Source organism: Pedobacter cryoconitis, assembly GCF_001590605.1.
GTDB classification, from domain to species: domain Bacteria; phylum Bacteroidota; class Bacteroidia; order Sphingobacteriales; family Sphingobacteriaceae; genus Pedobacter; species Pedobacter cryoconitis_A.
This window is the reverse complement of record NZ_CP014504.1, coordinates 4,504,308-4,524,692: the sequence shown is the minus strand read 5'-3', so window position 1 is coordinate 4,524,692 and position 20,385 is coordinate 4,504,308. Positions and strand designations below refer to the sequence as shown.

Here is a 20,385-nt window from a genome sequence, read left to right as displayed (position 1 = left end):
TGTAACTTTATAAATTACAGGAATAAATTCAGGACTCAGCAGGATCACCTCTCAGCTTCCTGAAATGCTTGCGTGCCTCGGTTACGAACATGCTGCCCGGGAAGTCTGCAATCAGTTTTTGATAGCATACTTTAGCCTGCACAGTATCATTCAGCTGATCTTCATAGATTCCGGCAAGAATAAATAAGGCTTCATCTGCCCAATTCCCTTTTTGCTGGTGCCCAATCAATTCCTTAAGCAGTGGTACGGCAAGTATAAAATCTCTGTTTTTGATATAAATGTTTGATTTAAACATTAGAATATCATCAGCCAGGCCATTTTTAGGATATAGCAACGCAATGCTGTCCACTTTGGCTATTGCTTCTTTGTTAAGGTTTCTGAATTGTAGCGCTTCAGCAGCAGCATACATTTTAAGCGCTAGTGTATCCGTTTTAGTTTCCAGATGATCTGAAATCAAAAGACTCAGATTTAGCGCATCATTTGCTATTAATTGTTCCGTCGAAGCCTTTAATACATCGGCTTGAGACTTGGCATAACTAAAATTTCCTTGCTCAAATGATAACCTTGCAGACCTGTATTTGGCCTCAGTTCCTATGTTTTGATTTTCAAATTCCTTAGCAACCTGTTCATACATTAAAATGGCTTCCCATGGCTGTTGCGTAAGTCTGTAAATGTCTCCGAGTTCAAGTTTCATCTCACCTAAATCAGCATTGGTAATACCTGGAATCTTTATCGCTTCTTCTAAAGCCGATTCTGCCTTTTTTAGATCCTTTAGATAATAAGCTTGTAGATTTGCCCATTTCCTGAGTGCAAAAAGAGTTTTTGCATTTTTACCGTATTCATCCAGGATTTCCTGATATTGGGCCGCCAGTGTAATAATATCTTTTTGATCATTTTTGCCCAATAAAAGTGCTTGATAACTGGCATCAATCAAAGCTAATTTAGCAGGCAGATAATATGGGCTATCCTTGCCTTTAAGCGCTAAATAGGTGTATGCCTTTATAGCTGTATCATAAGCCTTGTTGGAAGCAAATATTTGTGCATGCCCGAATAAGATTGTGCCATCATCCTTAATCCTTTTATCTTGTGCAATTAGTTGGCGTAAAGCCATATCATATTCTTTTTGCTGCAAAAATTGCCAGATCAGCAGCTTTGAATAAGATTCATTCTGAGGATCCTTCTGTATCCTTTTAAATAATGAATTTTGAAGCATCAGATAATCTGCATTCGTTTCAAACACTGAAGGCAATACTGTTTCAGCCTGCTGGAGCATTTGCGGCATGGTTGACAACGCATTCAAATATTCTTCTCCCAGTTTAATCTTGTCCTTCTTGAAACGATAAATACTTAGCAATTCAAAAGTAAAGATCTGCTCATTTTTCAGGTTTTTTCTGGCTTGCAGAAACACATCAGCAGCCAGCTCATACTCAGCCATCTGATATAAATCATTGGCAAGTGCTCTTATTTTTGACTCGTCATCAGGAAGAGAATGTAAAAGCTGGTCAAAAGTCTTTTTTGCATTTTCCAATTCTCCTTTTTCTTTGTAAATCCTGCCTTGTATAGTCAGGTATTTTGAAGATTCAGGACTTTGCCTGATCAGCTTTTTAATGGCTTTATCGGCAATTTCATATTGTTTTGATTTAAGCAGGGCGTTGAAGTACAGGTCCACATAAGCTTCGTTTTTTATTTTAAAGACTATCTTTTCCAATAAAACAGCAGCTTTTTGATAATCTCCATTTTGATAGTACAGCATCGCCATCTCATTATCATTATTACTTTGTGCTAATAATGATAATGAACCTGTAAAGCAGAGTATAATCGCCAATATTGTTTTTATCATAATATTCTGAAGCTACCTGAACAGCAAAGAAACTGTTCTCAAAAATAAAGATACTAAATTGTGGTTTTCCATCATTCCCGATTACCCGTATTTTAAATGTTACCACACATTTCTTTGTCAGCGATAAAATATTCCTATTTTGAGACGCTCTCCATTTGCAATCAGGTAACAATATTAGTGTATTGCCTGTTTAGACAGAAGGTGTTGCGTATTTTTGCAGGCTACCAGAATGCTATGACCTTAAAGAAAAGATATTTATTGATTGTTCTTCTCGCCCTTTTCAGTGCTTGCCGGCAAAACAGGCAAGTAAGGGTTATTCCTGTAGCAGAATTCTTTAAAGCTCAAGATAAAGGGTATTATGCAATCTCTCTGGACGGTAAAACTATGTCTTACCTAAAATCGCAGGGTAAAAAACAAAACCTGTTTGTCGAAGATCTGACTACCGGCAGATCATCACAGATTACACAATTAAATGAAAAAAATATCAATTATTATTTCTGGGTAAGTAACGATGAGATCGTTTATTATAAAGAGAAGGCGGGTGCGGAGCGGTTATCTGATATCTTTATTATCAATAAAAACGGAGAAAATGAACGTCAGCTTAGTGATAATGGAAAAAGCAGGATGCACGTACTCAAAGATCAATTGATTGATGGTAAATTCTTATTGGTTTCCTCCAATAAGAGAGATTCTACAGTATTTGATGTTTACCGCTTAAATGTACGGGATGGACAGATGGATATGGCGGCCAGGAATCCTGGAAATATCACAAACTGGGTTACAGACTCAAAAGGGCAAATCCGGCTGGCTACTACCAGTGATGGTGTGAACCAGACTTTACTGTACAGAGAGACAGAAAACCAAGCTTTCAGAGCTGTTGTGACCAATAATTTTAAAACTACTTTCACACCTATTGCGATTTCAGACGTAAGACCAAATATTGTTTATGCGATTTCTAACGTCAAAAGAGATAAAAATGCATTGATAGAATTGAACTGTGCAACGGGAAAAGAAAGCAAAGTGCTTTTTAGTAATGATACGCTGAATGTGGTGGATGCTCAATATTCCGAATCCAAGAAAACAATAGCCTTTGTAATTTGCGAAACCTGGAAAAAGGAGAAGCATTATCTTGATCCCTCTGTTAAAAAACTGTATGAAAAGCTGGATAAGTTATTACCAGGCACAGAATCCAGGATTATTGACAGAGATAAAGCAGAAAATACATTTATTGTCAGGACGTTTACAGATAGAAATCCAGGGTCTTACTATTTATATATCGCCGATAAAGGCACGATCAGAAAACTAAGCGATTTTAATCCTTACGTTAAAGAGGCTGAAATGTGTGAGATGAAACCTATTTCTTATACTGCACGTGACGGCTTAAAAATACAGGGATACCTCACTTTACCGATTAATAAACCGTCTTCTAACCTTCCTGTAGTTGTATTGCCACATGATGGGCCAGGGCGCAGAGACTCCTGGGGTTATAAAGCAGAAGTACAATTCCTGGCGAATAGAGGATATGCAGTTTTTCAGGTTAACTACAGAGGCTCATCCGGTTATGGGAAGTCTTTTGCGGCTGCAGGGTCCGGTCAATGGGGGGGTAAAATTAAAGATGATATTAATGATGGCGTGAGATGGCTCATTGAAAATAAGATAGCGAACCCAAGAAAAATAGCTATATATGGCTCTGGCTTTGGCGGCTATATTGCACTGAATAGTTTATATTCGAGTCCGGGAATGTATGTTTGCGGTGGATCTAATTCAGGAGTGATCAATTTATTCAGTTATCTGAAGTCTATTCCTCCATTTTTAAAGACCAATTTGCAAATGTATTATGAGGTGATCGGTAATCCAGTAACAGAAGGTGACCGGATGCGCCAGGTATCTCCGGTTTTTCATGCAGATAAGTTCAGGGTTCCTGTGTTTCTGGCACAAAGTCCAAAGGATCCGAGAAGCAATTCGGGCGAAGCGGTCCAGTTTGTAAAAGAGCTTAAAAAAAGAAACGTGAATGTAACTTATCTGGAAAAAGAACATAGTGAGTTTTCTCCACAGGGCGAAGATATGCGCCAGAAATTATATGCTTCCCTGGAGCAATTTTTGTCTGTAAATTTATCCAGAAAATAGGTGAACAATATGGCTCCGGAAAAAACTAGCGGCTATCGTAAGAACTTTTCACTGATCGTCACCTTTATTGTGCTGATCTCTGTGCTGTTCATCTTGTCGCTATTTTTAGCTTATAATTTTAGCAAAAAATTTATAGAGAGTGAATTTGTCTCTGAAAAGGTAAAGGTGCTGGAAGAAAGTATCAAGCCTTACAATGAATTTTTTCAGAATAAGGTTCCTGAAATCTCTTACTACAACGGGTATCTTGATTCTGCTACGGCATCTAAGTTTGTCGATACGATTATTAATGCCTATCCCTTTGTTTCAAAGGTGGTTTTTTATGATTCAGAGATTGGAAATACACCAGTCAGAGATGGATTAAATACAGGGCATTTCTCTTTTGGCCCTAAAAAAATATATCAGTTCGGTGATCTGGTACCTTTGGATTCTGTCAAGTTGTTTTCGAGAGATGATACGAAGAAGTTCAGCAGGGGAGATGACTTTAATGCGCTGGGGATCAAGTTGATTTCTTACATTGAGAGTCTGGATACGACTATTGTGCCTAGCCAGGAGGAGCTTTTTACCAATTTCAGCATTATCCGTTCCAATAAAATATCCTATCTGAATATTCCTGGATTTGAAGATTTAAAAGTCTACAAGCAGATGTTAAGGCAGCAACTGAGTCCATCTCCGGTTTATCAGCAGGATATGTTATCTTTTCATCTTGATCCTTATAAGATCAAAATTATCAATACGCGTCCGCTATTGTATCAAAATATAAGAATTGAACCGCTTACTTATGATCCTTTAAATACGTCTGCAGATTATGTAGCTACAGAGATCACCTTACCGGGCCCATTTTCAGATTATAAGCTTTATTTCATTTCTGCAAAGTCGTTTGTAGCTCGTGGAATCCTGAACTATTTTATGCCTATTGCCTTGGTCTTGTTACTTTTCTATGGGATTCTGGTTCTGGTAACTGTTTTGATTTACAGAAATCTGAATATTAATCATAAGATGTTTAAATTGCAGTATGATTTTGTGAATAATCTGACGCATGAGTTTAAAACGCCCGTGAGTGTGATTAAAATAGCAGGTAATAATATTAAAAGTGCGAGTGTACTCACAGAAAGAGAGCTAAAGTTATACGGTAAGATCCTGGATGAGGAAGCCGATAAGTTGAATGGATTGATGAACAAGTTACTGGCTTTTACACAGATTGAAAACAGAGCTATTCAGTTGAATCATGATGAAATCAATATTGTAGATTTTATAGAGAGTACGATAGAGTCTCATACCTTGAAGCATCCTGATTTTGTAGTTACCTATGAAGTTACTGGTTTTGGGACGTTTATCACTGATCCGGTATTGCTGGGCAGCCTTTTTGATAATTTGGCGGAGAATGCTTACAAGTATTCACGTCCTGAACATAAGCGGCTGCATATTGTAGCGAGAATGATTAAGGGAAAAGTTGTATTCAGGTTTGTAGATCAGGGGATAGGTATTCCTACACCAGAAATTAATAATATCTTTAAGAAATTTTACCGGATACAGAATCAGTATAATCAGAATGGTAGTGTTGGATTGGGATTAGCTTTCTGTAAAGAACTGGTGAATTTCATGAAGGGTGAGATTTCGGTAAAGAGCAAAGTAAATAAAGGAACAGAGTTTAAAATAGTACTGCCTTATAATAATTAATGATATGTCTAAAGGAATTAAAATACTGATAGTTGAGGATGATGAAAATTTAAGGTTTTTAGTTGTACACAGGCTAAAGTCTGAAGGTTATGATGTACTGGAAACCGGAGATGGTGAGCTGGCGGTAAAAACTATCATGGATGAGAAGCCGGATATTGTTTTGCTGGACTGGATGTTGCCAGGAAAGCAGGGATCGGATGTTTGTCAGGAGGTGCGTAAGCAAGGTTTTGAGAACCTGATTATCATGATGACTGCGAAGGCACAGGATGTGGATAAGATCGATGCTTATACTTTTGGTGTATCTGATTATGTAACCAAGCCGTTTAATATGGATGTTTTGGTGGCGATGCTGGAGAGTAAGGTGAAGTTTTTGCTGAATAATGATAAGTCAGAGATTCACCGTTTTGGCGATATGGAGCATCATCCAAATATTCATACGCTTTACAGAAGTGGAAGAAAGATTGAGTTGACGATATTAGAGAACAGGATTCTATTGTATTTCCTGAGAAATCCGAATAAGGTGATTAACCGTGATGAGTTGATGCTGGTTGTTTGGGGATACAATTCTGATGTGAATACGCGTACGCTTGATATGCATATTGTTCGTTTAAGAAAGAAGATTGAATTGAATCCTGATAATCCTCAGTTGTTGCAAACTGTCAGAGGTATCGGATACCGTTTTAATGCGGGATAGGTTTTTTTAACTGTTATACAGGATAGCGCAGTCTTTTTACAGGAATGCGCTATTTTTTTGGTTAGTTTTTTAGAGGAGTTAATTTTTTAGTTAAGATTAGTCTCTCAGGCGTGTTGCCCAAAAGGGGTATTTTGCACCGTCTTGCATGAAATTGGGGAAATAAGTTTCGTCGGGCAGAATGAGGGTTCCGTGGGTTTTTCTGAGCACGCTGAATATGCTTTGGTCATGGCGGTGGTCTATGAAGGATTTTTGCTGTAGGGCTGCGTCTTTCTGATCTGTAAAAAGGGATAGGTTTTCATAGAGGGTGTCGTACCATTTGTCTATAAGATGTGTGGCATGCTGACATTTCCTCAGCATGATCACAGTCGCTATTAATTGATTAGAATTGATGATTTCTGTGGTGGTATTAAAGTAATCGAATACTTCTTGTTTGGTATATTCATTTTCTTTGTGGGGTAGTTCAAAGGCAATTGTACCGGTGTCGGTTGCTTTTAGAAGCGTTAAGTAATCGTGGAAACGTTTTTTACCGCTTTTATTAATGAGGCATCCTGCGTCGGCATAAATTAAGATGTCATCTTCGGGAAGGGTATCGAGTATTTTTTTGATGAGGTAGGGTTTCCAGATCCAGTATCCACCGCCTTTTGATTGTTCAAGGATGGTTTTAAAGCGTTTGGCAAAGATTGGGTCAATGGCGGCTGGACTGAAGATTTTTACTTCGTCGAAAAAGTTGGAGTCTATGGCTGTTTTTTTGAGAAATTTTCTCTGCGCTCTGTATTTATCGTCTCCATAGGTTATAAAGTGAGTTTTCATAGCGTTTAATTTATTTATAATGTAATAAATTAATTTTAACGAGTTTGAATAAGTTGTTAGTGAGTTATTAACAGTGTGGGGGGATGTCCGGTTTCGCAAAAAACAAGCATACTATGTTCGGCCGGCATTGCCTTCGCCTGAAGAGGCTCGGAACGAATGCCCTCACATTAGCATACTTGTTTTTTTTCGATATCCATACATAGAGGAAGTTTGTTGGATGGTTAAAAGGAAGAACTTGTTGGAAAGATTAGTTGTGATAGCTTTATACGGAAAACTGTGAAAGTTTGTTGGATGATAAATAGAAGAACTTGTTGGAAAACTGGCAGAATAACTTAGTTACGCTTAATAGTTAGTTTCTATGATAAATTAACCGGATTGTCCTGAGTACAGGGATAAATTCCCGGATATACAAATCCCTGTAATTTCCAGCCTTCGTTTTTGTGAACTATACAAAGGGATCAGAAATTACAGGGACGTTTTTATGGATTCTTTTTTATGCTCTTTTGAGTGTGAAGATGGTGATTTCCGGTAAAATACCTACTCTTCCCGGATAACCGAGGAAACCGTAACCTACATTCACGTAGAGTTGCTGTTTTTGTTCCTGGTATAATCCTGCCCATTCTTTATAGATATACTCTATAGGACTCCATTGATACTTTTCTGTGCGGACACCGAATTGCATACCATGCGTGTGGCCACTAAACATGGCGTCTATCTGAGGATATTTAGGCAGTACTTCTGCGCGCCAGTGTGAAGGGTCATGAGAAAGTAAAAGCTTTACGGGAAGATCATCGGTGTTTTTAACAGCAAGGTCCATACGACCGTATTTCGGGAAACGTCCCATGCCCCAGTTCTCGATACCCAGGATCCCGATTTCCTCTCCGTCAATCTTTAACCTGCGGTTCTCATTCATTAATAGATCCCAGCCCATAAGTTCGTGGGTTTTGATTACATCCTTCAGGTTTTTTGCTTTAGCAGGAGAGGGCTCTTTGCCAAAATGATAATCTCCGTAGTCATGATTCCCAAGGGATGAATAGACACCAAGGGGAGCTTTTATTTTACTGAAGATATCCTGATAGTCGCGCATCTCAGTAGCCATATCATTAACGATATCACCAGTGAAAAAGATGAAATCAGGTTTTTCACCAAGCAGCATTTCTATCCCACCTTTTACAGCAGTTTTATTGTAAAAGCTTCCCGAATGGATATCAGAAATTTGCCCCATAGTGATGCCATCAAAGGCAGCAGGTAAATTGGGGAGGATCAGTGTTTTTCTGCGAACCTGGTAATCATACGCTCCGGATACAATACCCCAGGACAATGAAGTCAGCGGGATTGCAGCCGCAACCAGCCCGGCTTTGACGATAAATGAAGAACGGCTGATTGGTTCTTCGATAGCTAAACCGGTTTTACTAATGGTGCTTGTTTTACGGGATGAATCTACTGCGTTATCCTGATCATTTGAGTTTCCTGCTACTAATGCACTATTGTTTTCTGATCTTTTGATACGTCTGAATATTGTAATAGCTAATCTGCGGAGGTCATCAACCAGCAGAAAAGGCAGCATCACGATTTTGCAGGCTGTGGTCAGGAAAAAAATGACCAAGATTACCGCACGCAGGGATAAAAAGAGATTTAAGAAGATACCCGCAAAAACGCCAGCAATCAATACCGTGGTAATCCCCCAATAGATGCGGGTAAACCTATTTTTTGCTGTTTCACTCCAATTTTTAAAAGCAGATAAAATAGCCTTAACGAAGTAAAAATCGAATGCGATGATTAAAAGGCATCCTATAATAAGAAAGGGTAATCGGCCCATTTATTTATATTAATATTAAAAGATACTTCTTAAAATAGACTAAGCATTGAAATCGATGTCATCATCTTCGTCCTCTTCAGGATCAGTATTAAATAAGCTGTCAAACATATCAGAGAAACCGAAACCACCACTCAGGTATTTTTTGTTCAACTGAGAATATTCTGCCAGGCCATGTAAAGCAAACTCCATTAATAAAAGGGTTTGATTGGCACTTAGTTTAGGATGAAATTGTTTAACCAATTCATTCAGACCTCCAACTTGCATCAGCTCCTTCTTATACTGAGACTCTGTCAGGTTATCAGCAATGTCCAGTGTATTGCCATCCGTGAACCAATCTGTGATCAATTGATAAGGATTTGCAGTTTTGCTTTTCTTTGCCTTTTCAGGATCAGGAAAATAACGGTTGAACAGACTTTTGATAGCTTTACCAATTAAGATATTGGCCACTTTTGCAGGCCCTTCAAGCTCACCTTCATAAACCAATTCTATTTTACCAGTTACTGCCGGTATAATTCCTGTCAGGTCGGCAAGTCTTACAAAGGTTTTCTTCTCGCCGTTGATCAGCATCCTTCTTTCAGCAGTACTGATCAGGTTTTCGTAAGCAGAAATTGTTAAACGTGCAGATACACCAGATTTTTGATCGATGAACTCACTCTTACGTGCCTCAAAAGCAACCTGCTCAATCAAATCTTTCACCAAACCATCGGCTTCGATTAGTTTTTGTGCTGCAGTGATTTTTGCCTCCTGAAAAGTAATTTTCCGGGAGATCGCTATCGTTTTAGGATAGTGAGTAAGGATCTGACTTTCTATCCTGTCCTTCAATGGAGTCACAATTGATCCCCTGTTGGTATAATCCTCAGGGTTGGCCGTAAATACAAATTGTACATCTAAAGGAAGACGTAATTTGAAACCTCTGATTTGAATATCTTTTTCCTGAAGCATATTAAATAATGCTACCTGTATCCTTGCCTGTAAATCGGGAAGCTCATTGATAACAAAAATGCTTCGGTGTGCTCTTGGAATTAGCCCAAAGTGGATCACACGCTCATCGTTATAAGTTAACTTTAGTGTAGCGGCCTTAATCGGGTCCATATCGCCAATTAAATCGGCCACAGTCACATCCGGCGTCGCTAATTTCTCTGTATAACGCTCAGAACGGTGCTGCCAGCTGATCGGTGTAGCATCACCATGTGCAGCAACTTCCTGTTTCCCAAACCATGAAATTGGATTTAAAGGATCATCAAAGATTTCACTTCCTGTAATGTAAGGGATATATTCATCAAGGAGGTTAACCATTAAACGCGCAATACGTGTTTTAGCCTGGCCCCTTAAGCCCAGGAGTAAAATGTTGTGTCTGGATAAAATTGCAGTCTGAAGTTCTGGAATAACAGTTTCATCATAACCCACAATACCCTCAAAACCAGCATCTTTATTTTGAAGCTGCTGAATAAGGTTCTTACGCAATTCGTCTTTTACTGTTAAGGAGATGTAATTTGAGGCTTTTAATTCGCCAAGAGTTTTAATTGAGTTTTGCTCCATAGGTTGTATTCGTCCGTATTAACGGACTATTTTTCTTCGGTTTTTAATATAATCTTCAAAAATGTACTCGCCTAAACCAGTTAAAGAGCTGTAAAATGCCCTTCCACCGTTTATTTCTGTAAACTCCCTTACAAATTGTTGTAAATAGGGGTCCTGGGCAATCATAAAGGTCGTAATCGGGATATTCAGGCGTTTGCACTGTGCTGCCATGTTCAAGGTTTTATTAATTACCTTTCTATCCAGTCCCATACTGTTTTTATAGTAACGCCCATTCTCTTTCAAGCAGGTTGGTTTACCATCAGTAATCATGAAAATCTGTTTGTTATGTGTTTTACGCCGGCGCAATAAATCTGCAGCCAGTTCCAAACCAGCAAGGGTATTGGTGTGATAAGGCCCAACCTGCAGGTAGGGAAGATCCTTCACCGTAATCGGCCAGGCATCATTTCCAAATACTACAATGTCGAGTGTATCTTTAGGATAACGGGTTTTGATCAGCTCCGCCAAGGCCATCGCTACCTTTTTAGCCGGGGTAATCCTATCTTCTCCATATAAAATCATAGAATGGGAGATATCAATCATCAGCACTGTCGAGGTAAGCGTCTTGTAATCTTTTTCCTCTACTTCCAGGTCACCCTCAGTTAAAGTGAAATTGCCGATACCATGATTGATCTGTGCATTTTGTATCGATGCAGTCATGTCAATCTGATCCAGGCTATCACCAAATGTATATTCACGGCGATCGGCATTCTTCTCTTCCCCGATACCAGAGATATTACTATTGTGATTACCCTTTCCGGCCTTCTTCAATTTACCGAAAATTTCCTCCAGTGCAGACTTCCGGATTACCTGTTCAGTTTTGGAAGTAATATCCACACTTCCATCCTTAGGATCTTCTTTGATATAGCCTTTATCTTTCAGCTCATCAATAAAATCACCCATGCCGTAATCGCCCGTGGTAAACTTATATTGCTTGTCCAGTTCATTCATCCAGGCCAATGTTTCACCTGCATCACCTGCAGTGTAATTCAATAGCTGTGTAAATAACTTCAGCATTTCATCAAACCCGCCCTTAGGCTTGTCATCTGCTTGAAAATTAGAAAAATGGAAACCTTTCATATGTGAGTATATAACGGAATATCGAAGGTAAAAGTTTGCCAGACAACTAATGTTACCTGCTTGTAAAAATACCCTCCGGAGTCTTAAAAGCAAAAAAACCAGCATTCAGATTTAAGAATACTGGTTTTATGACGAAAAGGCTATAGACAACCTTTAATTTAAAAAGGAATTATGACACAAAATTGTGCCTTTATTTTTTTGGCAAGCCTCTAGCTAAAGCCTTTTCTGCTCTTTTAATAGCTAGCTTTTCTCTGAATTCTGCGTAAGGGGCTTTCAAGGCCATTTTCAACACACTGTCTAAACCGCCTTTAATTGCAAGATTGAATAAACTTTGCGCTTTTCTGATCGGAGAGGCATCCCATGCTCTTAAACTCAAAGAGAAAGAACCATCCAGATATTTCATCCAATGCCACATTCCTGTAGGCATAAACAGCGTATCGCCATGCTCAAGGAAAACCTCATATCCCTCAACCCCCCTTAGTGCAGGGAACTTATCGAAATCAGGATTGGCCACATCATAGTCTTCCAGCGCATAAGTAGCATTTGGAATACAATAAAGACGGTCTTTCCACTTGTTATCAAATAATATAATATGCTTTCTGCCACCAAAGTGTGTATGGAAAAGATGTGGAAGATCGATATCATAATGCAGGAAGGTCACAGAATTTGAACCACCAAAAAACATGGCAGGCATACTCTCAATGAAACCACCCATTAAATCTTTAGGCAATACGATGTCCTTGATCAGACTTGGTACATGCTTGAATAAATTGAAGAAAAATATACGGAGTTCTGTAGGCTCTGACTTAATCAAGTCAAGATAATCACCGAAACGCATATGCGCTGCCGCCGAATTGATAGGCTTGGATGGGTCTACTTTTGCATTGTCATATAATGGAACCTCCAGGTTACCAGCAATTTCTTTCAGGTACTCAGTTGTCCACTTTTCTCTTGCAGGCCAGGTCTTTGTTAAACCTTTTATGATTAGAGGTTTTCTAGGGTCTAAATAGTTTTTTTTAAAATCTGCGGGACTGATATTCTCAACGGTATCTACCGGCTTTAATATAAAGCTCATAATCAAAAAAGATCTTGTTTGACAACAAAAGTGTAAATTAAAATCTATTTATTTATATAAAAACGCAAGGTATGACGCAGAAAAAATATACTATATGAAATTAAACTGATTCTTAATTAGAATGGAGCATGTTCTGCCAATGCTTTATTCGCCCTTTTTATAGCCAGCCGCTCTTTCCATGCCATATATTTCTCTCTGAAATTGGCCTTCATGAAATCATCGAATTTACGTTGGATAGTCAGGTTGTATAAGCTCTTCGCTTTTACTGCCCATGACTTATCCCAGGCCCGCAAACTGATAGAAAAAGAACCGTCCAGATATTTCATCCAATGCCAGTAGCCTGTAGGCATAAACAGCGTATCTCCATGTTCAAGATAAGCTTCTATACCCTTTACTCCTTTTAAAGCAGGGAACTTATCAAAATCGGGGTTTTCAATATCATAATCTTCTAAAGCATATGTTGCATATGGAATTTGATAAAGGCGCTCCTTCCATTTGTTCTCAAATAAAATGACATGCTTGCGGCCGTTAAAATGCGTATGGAAAATATGCGCCATGTCTATATCATAATGAAGGAAGGTAACAGAGCCTTTTCCACCGAAGAACATATTAGGATAACTATCCAGAAAACCACCCATCAAATCTTTAGGAGCGATATAATCATTCAATAACTTAGGCGCTTGTTTGATCGGATCAAATAAGAAAATCCGAAGGTCAGTAGGCGTAGTTTTAATCAGGTCAATATAATCTGCAAACTTCATCTCTGTAGCAGCAGCATTAATTGGCTTGGACGGATCAGCTTTAGAACTATCGTAGAGCGGCACTAGTCTATCTCCAACTACAGTTTTCATGTAATCCATAGACCATTTCTCATATGCCGGCCAGTTTTTAGCCATGTTTTTGATGACTAATGGTCTGCGCGCATTGAGATAGTTTTTTTCAAAGTCCTCTTTGGAGATATCATCAACGCAATCAATCTGAGTTAAATCAAACTTCATGTTAAAATAATGTTAATTCATGTAAAACTATAGAATTTGACTTTTCTTACCAACAGGTCAATGGAAAATAAAAAATTCTGACAATAAAAAAACACAGCATAAGTTGCTGTGTTTTCACTGTTATAAAAAATAAACTAAAAGAATTAGTTAGGCATTAAAACACTGTCAATAACGTGAATTACACCATTTTTTTGCATTACATTGGCAATAGTTACGGTAGCTGTTCCGCCTTTTTCGTCAGTTAGAATTAATTTGTCTCCGTCCATAGAAGCCCATAATTTTCCACCAGCAACAGTAGTTAATTCTGCTTTACCATTACCCATTTTAATTGCTTTAGCGATTGCTTTTGAATCCATTTTTCCAGCAACAACATGGTAAGTAAGGATTTTAGTTAACATTGCTTTGTTTTCTGGTTTCAAAACTGTTTCCACCGTACCAGCAGGCAATTTGTCAAAAGCTTCATTCGTTGGAGCAAATACAGTGAAAGGGCCGGCACTTTTTAAAGTTTCTACAAGGCCAGCAGCTTTAACAGCAGCAACCAATGTAGTGTGGTCTTTTGAGTTCACCGCATTGTCAACAATATCTTTATTGGCGTACATAGCTGCACCACCAACCATTGGATTTTTTTGGGCGTAAACTGAAGTTGAAAATGCCATAGCTACTATGACAAATACAGGTAAGATGAATCTTTTCATGATTTTGTTTTATAGCAGGAGATACGGCGAATACTAGTGCTTGGTTTTCTGAATAGCTAAATTTTTTGTTCGCATGTGTTTGGAGAACCTCAGTGGAAAAAAGCGTTTGAACAAAATCCCCTTCACTTCTTTGCCACCCATATAGACTTCTTCCTTATTTTGCTGAATAGCTTTGACAATTAAATTTGCGCACTCAGCCGCGGCAAGACCGTGCTCCTGATTCTCGTCCATTTGGTTATGCAGCTGGCCATCGGCAGTCATTGCATGCAGCGAAATATTTGTTTTAATATAACCTGGACAAACCATGGTGATCTGGATGTTTTTATCAAATACTTCTGAACGTAATGAATCAAAATACCCATGTAAAGCATGTTTGGAAGCTGCATAAGCGGAGCGGTAAGCAGTACCGAATTTACCTGTCAGACTGCTGATGCAGACAATTTTACCCCCACCTTTAGCAATCATCTGAGGCAATACTGCTTTACTCAAAGCGACTGTACCCCAAAAGTTAACATTCATCAGCTTTTGTTCTACGTTTAAAGCAGTTTCCAGGGCTAATGACCGTTGACTCAATCCTCCGCTGTTGATCAGCATATCAATATGGCCAAATATTTTCTGTGCATCTCTGACTTTGTCTGCTAATAAGGCAGTGTCTTCCAGGTCAAAAGAAAGGACATGGACATTAATCTGATTTTTACAGTTTCCTTTTACCCTGAAAAGTTCATCTCTGTTGCGGGCAGAAATAATAAGGTTTGCCCCTGAATTATTATAAGCATAAACGAGTGCTTCACCGATACCCGAAGAAGCTCCCGTGATCCAGATTACTTTATTCTTCATTGTTTTTTATTAATTATTCAGGATTAATCTTCCGGATGTTCGTCTAAAAGGAATAATTCTGAAGCGATATAGTCAGCAAATAATTTGCCGTCCGGTGTTAATATTAACCTGTTATTCTCGTTTTTCAACCAATCACGCTGTAAAAACGGAATGATGTTTTTTAGCGTGTCTTCTAAAAATATTTTACCAAATTCGTTGCCTATCTTTTGTAAATCTGTACCCCACATGGTGCGGAGCGAAGTCATGATATACTCATTAAAGCGGTCATAGCTATCCAGTTCTTCTATCGTTTCTGCCAGTTTACCCAGCGCTAACTGCTGCATATATTTAGCATTGTTTGCGATGTTCAGATACCTTACATTTCCGTTGAATCCATGTGCCGAAGGGCCGATTCCCAAGTAGGGAATACCTCTCCAATAATTGGTATTGTGCACCGCGTGACGACCAGGTAAACTATAATTTGATATTTCATAATGATCAAAACCAGCAATAGCCAGCTTCTCCGTCAGTGTGATAAACTGCGCTGCACTTTGCTCATCATTTACAGGAATTTGCTTTCCCTTTTTTATCGCTGCGGCTAAAGCAGTTTTAGGTTCAACAGTTAAGGAGTAGGCCGAAATATGCGGTGTTTGCAAACTGATTGCTTTGTTGATATTACTCAGCCATTTTTCATCTGTCAGCAAGGGAAATCCATAAATAAGATCGATGCTCAGATTCTCAAACCCGGCATCCTGACTCCGTTTAATACAAGTTTCTGCTTCGTTAGCAGTATGTGCCCTGTTCATCCAGACCAGGTCATCATTAAAGAAAGATTGTACGCCAATGCTGAAGCGGTTCACAGGAAGCTGACGCAACTGTGCGATCTTTTTTGCGTCTAAATCATCAGGATTAGTTTCAATCGTAATCTCAGCATCGGCTGCGATAGAAAAATTAGAAGTTAAAGTGTCAAAGATTCTGGCCAATGATTTCTCCGGTAAAAGAGAAGGTGTACCACCACCAAAATAAATACTCCCTATGTGCTCATCAGCTATTCTGCTCTTTTTTAAAAGGATTTCTTTGCAAATCGCATCCGTCATTTCATCTACATGTTGCAGAGAGGTGCTGAAATGAAAATCGCAATAATTACAAGCTTGTTTACAAAAGGGGATATGGATATAAATTCCTGCCATGGGGCAAAGGTAAGTGCAATTATGTGTTTTGAGGCATCTGTATTTGTAAAGATGACCCCAATCCGAAATTAAAGTGGTTAATGCTGAATCTTACCAAAATTAAGCAAGACTTGAAATGGACAAGCTAACGAGCTGATGAAATAATTAATCGGCTCATTTATTCTGTATATTTGAGCCGAATAATTATTTAATCGGCTCATGCTCTATAATTGGGAATTACCTGACTGGCCATACTTTCGTTATCGGCTCGATACAATTGAACCTGTGCTTTATACTTTTGCAACAGAAGCAGGAGTGATAGATGGAATGCTGCAAGCTCTTCCTGCTTATGTACAGCAAGAAGCCTTGTTGGAAATTATTTTGCTCGAAGCTATCAAAACTTCAGAGATCGAAGGTGAATTTTTAAGCAGACAAGATCTGATGTCTTCTATCCGTAATAATTTAGGACTAAATGAAAAGCAAGAGGCTATTCTCGATCGAAAGGCTATGGGAGTGGGACAATTGATGGTCGATGTCCGGAAAACGTATAAAGAGCCACTAAGTTGCGAGAAACTGTGGAGCTGGCATGAAATATTGATGTCTTCTTATAGTACAATAAATAAAGGAGTTTGGAGGAAAGGTAAAGAACCCATGCAGGTGATCTCAGGTGCTATGGGTAGGATAAAAATACATTTTCAGGCACCACCATCTGACGAGGTTAACGCAGAAATGGAGAAATTTGTGACCTGGTTTAATGAAACTGGGCCAAATGGAAAAGGAGAAATTTACAGTGCTCCGGTAAGAGCTGCTATTGCACATTTATATTTTGAAAGTATTCATCCTTTTGAAGATGGTAATGGGCGCTTAGGGCGGGCAATTGCAGAAAAAGCCTTGTCACAAACACTGACTAAGCCAATTATGATGAGTCTTTCAAAAACGATTGAAGCTGATAGAAAAGCTTACTACAAAGCTTTGGGAGATGCACAACAGCATAATGAAATTACAGATTGGTTGACATACTTTGTTAATATTGTGTTGAAAGCGCAACAGGAGGCACGTCAAACTATAGACTTCACATTGAAAAAAACGATGTTTTTTGATCGTTACATGAAAATATTAAATGAAAGGCAGCTAAAAGTGATCAACAGGATATTTGAAGCTGGTCTGGATGGTTTTCAAGGAGGGATGACTGCTAAGAAATATATGAGCATAGTTAAAACTTCAAAAGCAACCGCAACACGTGATTTGCAAACATTGGCCGAAATGGGTATTTTAACTTCCTTTGGAGCAGGGAGAAATGTGCATTACGAATTACAATTGAAATAATATTAAACCCCATGAAAAAAACCGCCTTCACCATTCTTTGTATAATATACACCCTGATTTTACCATTATTCGTAAAATCGCAAACTAAAATTTTCATCATCCGTCATGGAGAAAAACAAGAAAAGAATGAAAACCTCAACTGTAAAGGGCTTAACCGGTCTTTAAAATTAGCCAATGTACTCGCTAAAAAGATTGGAGTTCCAGCTGCGATCTATGTACCTTCTTTAGGGAATGGGAACCAAACCAGCCATTCGCGCATGTTTCAGACTATTACCCCTTTTGCTGTTAAATACGATTTAAGTATCAACAGCAGTTTTGATGGCGCAGATTACGCCAGTATTGCTAAAGAACTTAAACATAAAAAAGGAACGGTACTATTAGTTTGGAACCATGGCAATATTCCTGCATTAGCCAAAGCGCTCGGAATCAAGCACCAAAAACTAAGCTGGAATCCAAAGGATTTCGACTCCATCTGGATCATTACAGGCAGTGGCAAAGACAAAGTGCTGAAAACAGATCAGGAAGGGATCTTGCCTGTCGCTGATTGCCCAATCTTTTAAAAATTCCTTATTTATTCCTGAATTTCTACCTGCTTTTGTAAAGAGGAGGTTATTACACGCGTCTGGTTGACTAGGGCGTGAGTCCACTTTTTCCCGTAAATACGTGGGCTCACTATGACTCATTACTGACCTGATGTGGATACGTACTTAACTAAGACCCTAGTCATCCCAGCCGTGGTATTCTGTAGCAAAGCATGAATGTGAAATAATAATATCTTAGATTTGCACAAAGGAATAATCCCGTTACATTAATAGGTCGATGTATAAATACTTTTTGATGACTTTTTTCCTGCTGTGCACCGCGGGCTTTGGAAAGGCGAATGCGCAGAATTTGCCAGTTGTCAGAGATTCTACCATACAACGCAGGGTTTATAAACCTCGTGTGGTCAGAGACTCTGCATTTTTGGCGCGGCAAAAGTTCGTCACCGATTCCATCATGACGCACACCTGGATCCTTCCGGACTCTTTGATCAACAAACATATTTTGATTGACAGTATTCTCAAAGCCAATGTTTTTGAGAAACTAGACCTCGATGCCTGGTTTAAAAAGTACAGTAAACTGAAAAAAGTGAGCAAGTTCAGGACGGGTAATCCTTTGCACAAAGGACAGACCTGGGTACTTGGATTTATTGTCCTGTTGCTGGTTGTTTTTGCCATCCTCAGGATCTCTTTTGCGAAACAATTACAGAGTATTATCCAATCTTTTTACAGTAATCGCGGATTAAATAACCTGAATAAAGAAGATAATGTGTTCAGTTCCTGGCCATTTTTATTTTTATTTATACAATTTGGCTTCACAATCGGGATGTTTTTTTATCTCGTTGCACAATATTATCAGCTCGCTTACGTACATCAGGGCTTTCGTTTTTTCGTTAGTGTTTCCATTCTTATTGTCGTATTATATGCGACGAAAATTCTTTTATTGCGTGTGCTAGGACATCTGTTTAACATCCAAAAAGCCGTCCACGAGTACGTTTCTATATTATATTTGAGTTATTTTAACATCTCTTTAATCTTCATTCCATTGGTTGTCGCTTTTGCTTTATCGCCAATGAAATATGGTATATACTACATAGTTATCTCATTTATTTTGTTGGGGATTATCTTCACGTTTCAATTTATAAGAGCAGGAATAAATATTTTATCTCATTATCGGTTTTCTAAGTTCTATTTATTTATGTACTTTTGTGCCCTCGAAATATGTCCTATTTTGATATTAATCAAGGCCATAGGATTGGAGCTGTAATTAGGTAAAATGCAAGAAAAAACAGAAGATAGGTTGCGTAAAGTAAAAAGTATACTGATAACTTTGCCAAAGCCCGAAACAGAGAAGTCCCCATACTTTGATTTGGCTAAGAAATACAATTTAAAAATTGATTTCAGATCCTTCATTCATGTGGAAGGTATTCCGGCAAGGGACTTCAGAAAAGACAAGATCACATTAGCTGATTTTACTGCTGTAGTTTTTACAAGCAGGAATGCGGTGGATCATTTTTTTAGAATTAGTGAGGAAATGCGGTACGAAGTGCCTGCAGATCTGAAATACTTTTGTATTTCGGAATCAACCGCCCTATATCTTCAAAAATATATCCAGTACCGGAAACGGAAGATCTTTTTTGGCAAGCAGACTGCTGCCGATTTATCGGAAGTACTGAAGAAACATGCAGGAGAGAAGTTTCTTTACCCATGTTCTGACGTAGCGACGGAAGATACTATGAATTTCCTGTTGAAAAATGGATACGATCTGACCCCTGCAGTATTGTTTAAGACCGTAGTAAGCGATCTTTCAGATCTTGCTGAAGTGACTTATGACATGATTGCCTTTTTTAGCCCGTCAAGTATTCAATCGCTTTATATAAACTTCTCTACTTTCCAGCAAAATAATACGCGGATTGCAGTATTTGGAGTAAATACACATAAAGCGATTATGGATAATAACCTGATTGTTGACATCGCCGCGCCATCACCGGAATCACCTTCGATGATCATGGCTATTGAAAATTATATTAAGAAATCAAATAAGTAAAATAGTACTGTTGATAAATTTTCCCAAATTGGGGAATCAAATGGCCTGCTAAATTCTTTTAATCTAGTAAGCAAGATGTTATATAATTATTAACATCT

At 38.5% G+C, this 20,385-nt stretch carries 17 protein-coding genes; 7 read left to right on the top strand and 10 right to left on the bottom strand.

Translation table 11 applies throughout. From position 1 onward, the window contains the following. Nucleotides 1-28 precede the first annotated feature (28 nt). Nucleotides 29-1,840 (bottom strand): tetratricopeptide repeat protein, encoded by a 1,812-nt coding sequence (locus AY601_RS18880; protein WP_068403933.1) that lies wholly within the window; start codon nt 1,838-1,840, stop codon nt 29-31. A gap of 234 nt (nt 1,841-2,074) precedes the next feature. Here AY601_RS18880 and AY601_RS18875 point away from each other — a divergent pair, with 234 nt between their 5' ends. From AY601_RS18875 to AY601_RS18865, 3 genes are read left to right on the top strand one after another with little or no spacing between them, the layout of a single operon-like run. Further along, the gene (locus AY601_RS18875; protein ID WP_068403932.1) at nt 2,075-3,967 is read left to right on the top strand and encodes a prolyl oligopeptidase family serine peptidase; all 1,893 of its coding nucleotides are present in this window, start codon (nt 2,075-2,077) and stop codon (nt 3,965-3,967) included. A gap of 9 nt (nt 3,968-3,976) precedes the next feature. After that, a complete protein-coding gene (locus AY601_RS18870; RefSeq protein WP_068403930.1) occupies nt 3,977-5,644 on the top strand; it encodes a sensor histidine kinase in 1,668 nt (555 codons plus the stop codon). Nucleotides 5,645-5,648: 4 nt separating this feature from the next. Next, nucleotides 5,649-6,338 carry a response regulator transcription factor gene (locus tag AY601_RS18865; RefSeq protein ID WP_068403928.1) on the top strand — a complete coding sequence of 230 codons (690 nt, stop codon included), beginning with the start codon at nt 5,649-5,651 and terminating at the stop codon, nt 6,336-6,338. A gap of 96 nt (nt 6,339-6,434) precedes the next feature. On the opposite strand, the gene AY601_RS18860 is transcribed toward AY601_RS18865, so the two are convergent. From AY601_RS18860 to hemW, 9 genes are all read right to left on the bottom strand, one after another. After that, nucleotides 6,435-7,148, bottom strand: a complete 714-nt coding sequence (locus AY601_RS18860) for a hypothetical protein (RefSeq protein ID WP_068403926.1) — start codon at nt 7,146-7,148, stop codon at nt 6,435-6,437. A 493-nt stretch (nt 7,149-7,641) separates the two neighbouring features. Next, the gene (locus tag AY601_RS18855) at nt 7,642-8,967 is read right to left on the bottom strand and encodes a metallophosphoesterase (RefSeq protein WP_068403924.1); all 1,326 of its coding nucleotides are present in this window, start codon (nt 8,965-8,967) and stop codon (nt 7,642-7,644) included. A 39-nt stretch (nt 8,968-9,006) separates the two neighbouring features. Then, nucleotides 9,007-10,506 (bottom strand): sigma 54-interacting transcriptional regulator, encoded by a 1,500-nt coding sequence (locus AY601_RS18850; RefSeq protein ID WP_068403922.1) that lies wholly within the window; start codon nt 10,504-10,506, stop codon nt 9,007-9,009. Nucleotides 10,507-10,524: 18 nt separating this feature from the next. Continuing rightward, nucleotides 10,525-11,622: a vWA domain-containing protein gene (locus tag AY601_RS18845; protein WP_068403920.1), complete on the bottom strand. Its 1,098-nt coding sequence runs from the start codon at nt 11,620-11,622 to the stop codon at nt 10,525-10,527. Nucleotides 11,623-11,812: 190 nt separating this feature from the next. Further along, nucleotides 11,813-12,697: a cupin-like domain-containing protein gene (locus AY601_RS18840; protein ID WP_068403918.1), complete on the bottom strand. Its 885-nt coding sequence runs from the start codon at nt 12,695-12,697 to the stop codon at nt 11,813-11,815. A gap of 116 nt (nt 12,698-12,813) precedes the next feature. Next, nucleotides 12,814-13,695: a cupin-like domain-containing protein gene (locus tag AY601_RS18835; protein WP_068403916.1), complete on the bottom strand. Its 882-nt coding sequence runs from the start codon at nt 13,693-13,695 to the stop codon at nt 12,814-12,816. Between the two features lie 143 nt (nt 13,696-13,838). Beyond that, nucleotides 13,839-14,390, bottom strand: a complete 552-nt coding sequence (locus AY601_RS18830) for a fasciclin domain-containing protein (protein ID WP_068403914.1) — start codon at nt 14,388-14,390, stop codon at nt 13,839-13,841. 33 nt (nt 14,391-14,423) lie between these two features. After that, nucleotides 14,424-15,227, bottom strand: coding sequence for an SDR family oxidoreductase (locus AY601_RS18825; protein ID WP_068403912.1), 804 nt, complete (start codon nt 15,225-15,227; stop codon nt 14,424-14,426). Between the two features lie 23 nt (nt 15,228-15,250). Next, entirely contained in the window at nt 15,251-16,396 is a 1,146-nt protein-coding gene (gene hemW, locus AY601_RS18820; RefSeq protein ID WP_084359349.1) for a radical SAM family heme chaperone HemW, read from the bottom strand. 198 nt (nt 16,397-16,594) lie between these two features. Between hemW and AY601_RS18815 the strand changes: the two genes are divergently transcribed. The 4 genes from AY601_RS18815 to AY601_RS18800 all read left to right on the top strand — a co-directional run bounded on the left by AY601_RS18815 (nt 16,595) and on the right by AY601_RS18800 (nt 20,287). Further along, complete coding sequence (locus AY601_RS18815; RefSeq protein ID WP_068403908.1) at nt 16,595-17,701, top strand: Fic family protein; 1,107 nt, start codon at nt 16,595-16,597, stop codon at nt 17,699-17,701. 11 nt (nt 17,702-17,712) lie between these two features. Beyond that, entirely contained in the window at nt 17,713-18,261 is a 549-nt protein-coding gene (locus AY601_RS18810) for a histidine phosphatase family protein (protein WP_068403905.1), read from the top strand. Between the two features lie 277 nt (nt 18,262-18,538). Continuing rightward, on the top strand, nt 18,539-19,507 hold the full coding sequence (locus AY601_RS18805; RefSeq protein WP_084359587.1) for a DUF4271 domain-containing protein: 969 nt from the start codon (nt 18,539-18,541) through the stop codon (nt 19,505-19,507). A gap of 9 nt (nt 19,508-19,516) precedes the next feature. Next, complete coding sequence (locus AY601_RS18800) at nt 19,517-20,287, top strand: uroporphyrinogen-III synthase (RefSeq protein WP_068403899.1); 771 nt, start codon at nt 19,517-19,519, stop codon at nt 20,285-20,287. Nucleotides 20,288-20,385: the final 98 nt, after the last annotated feature.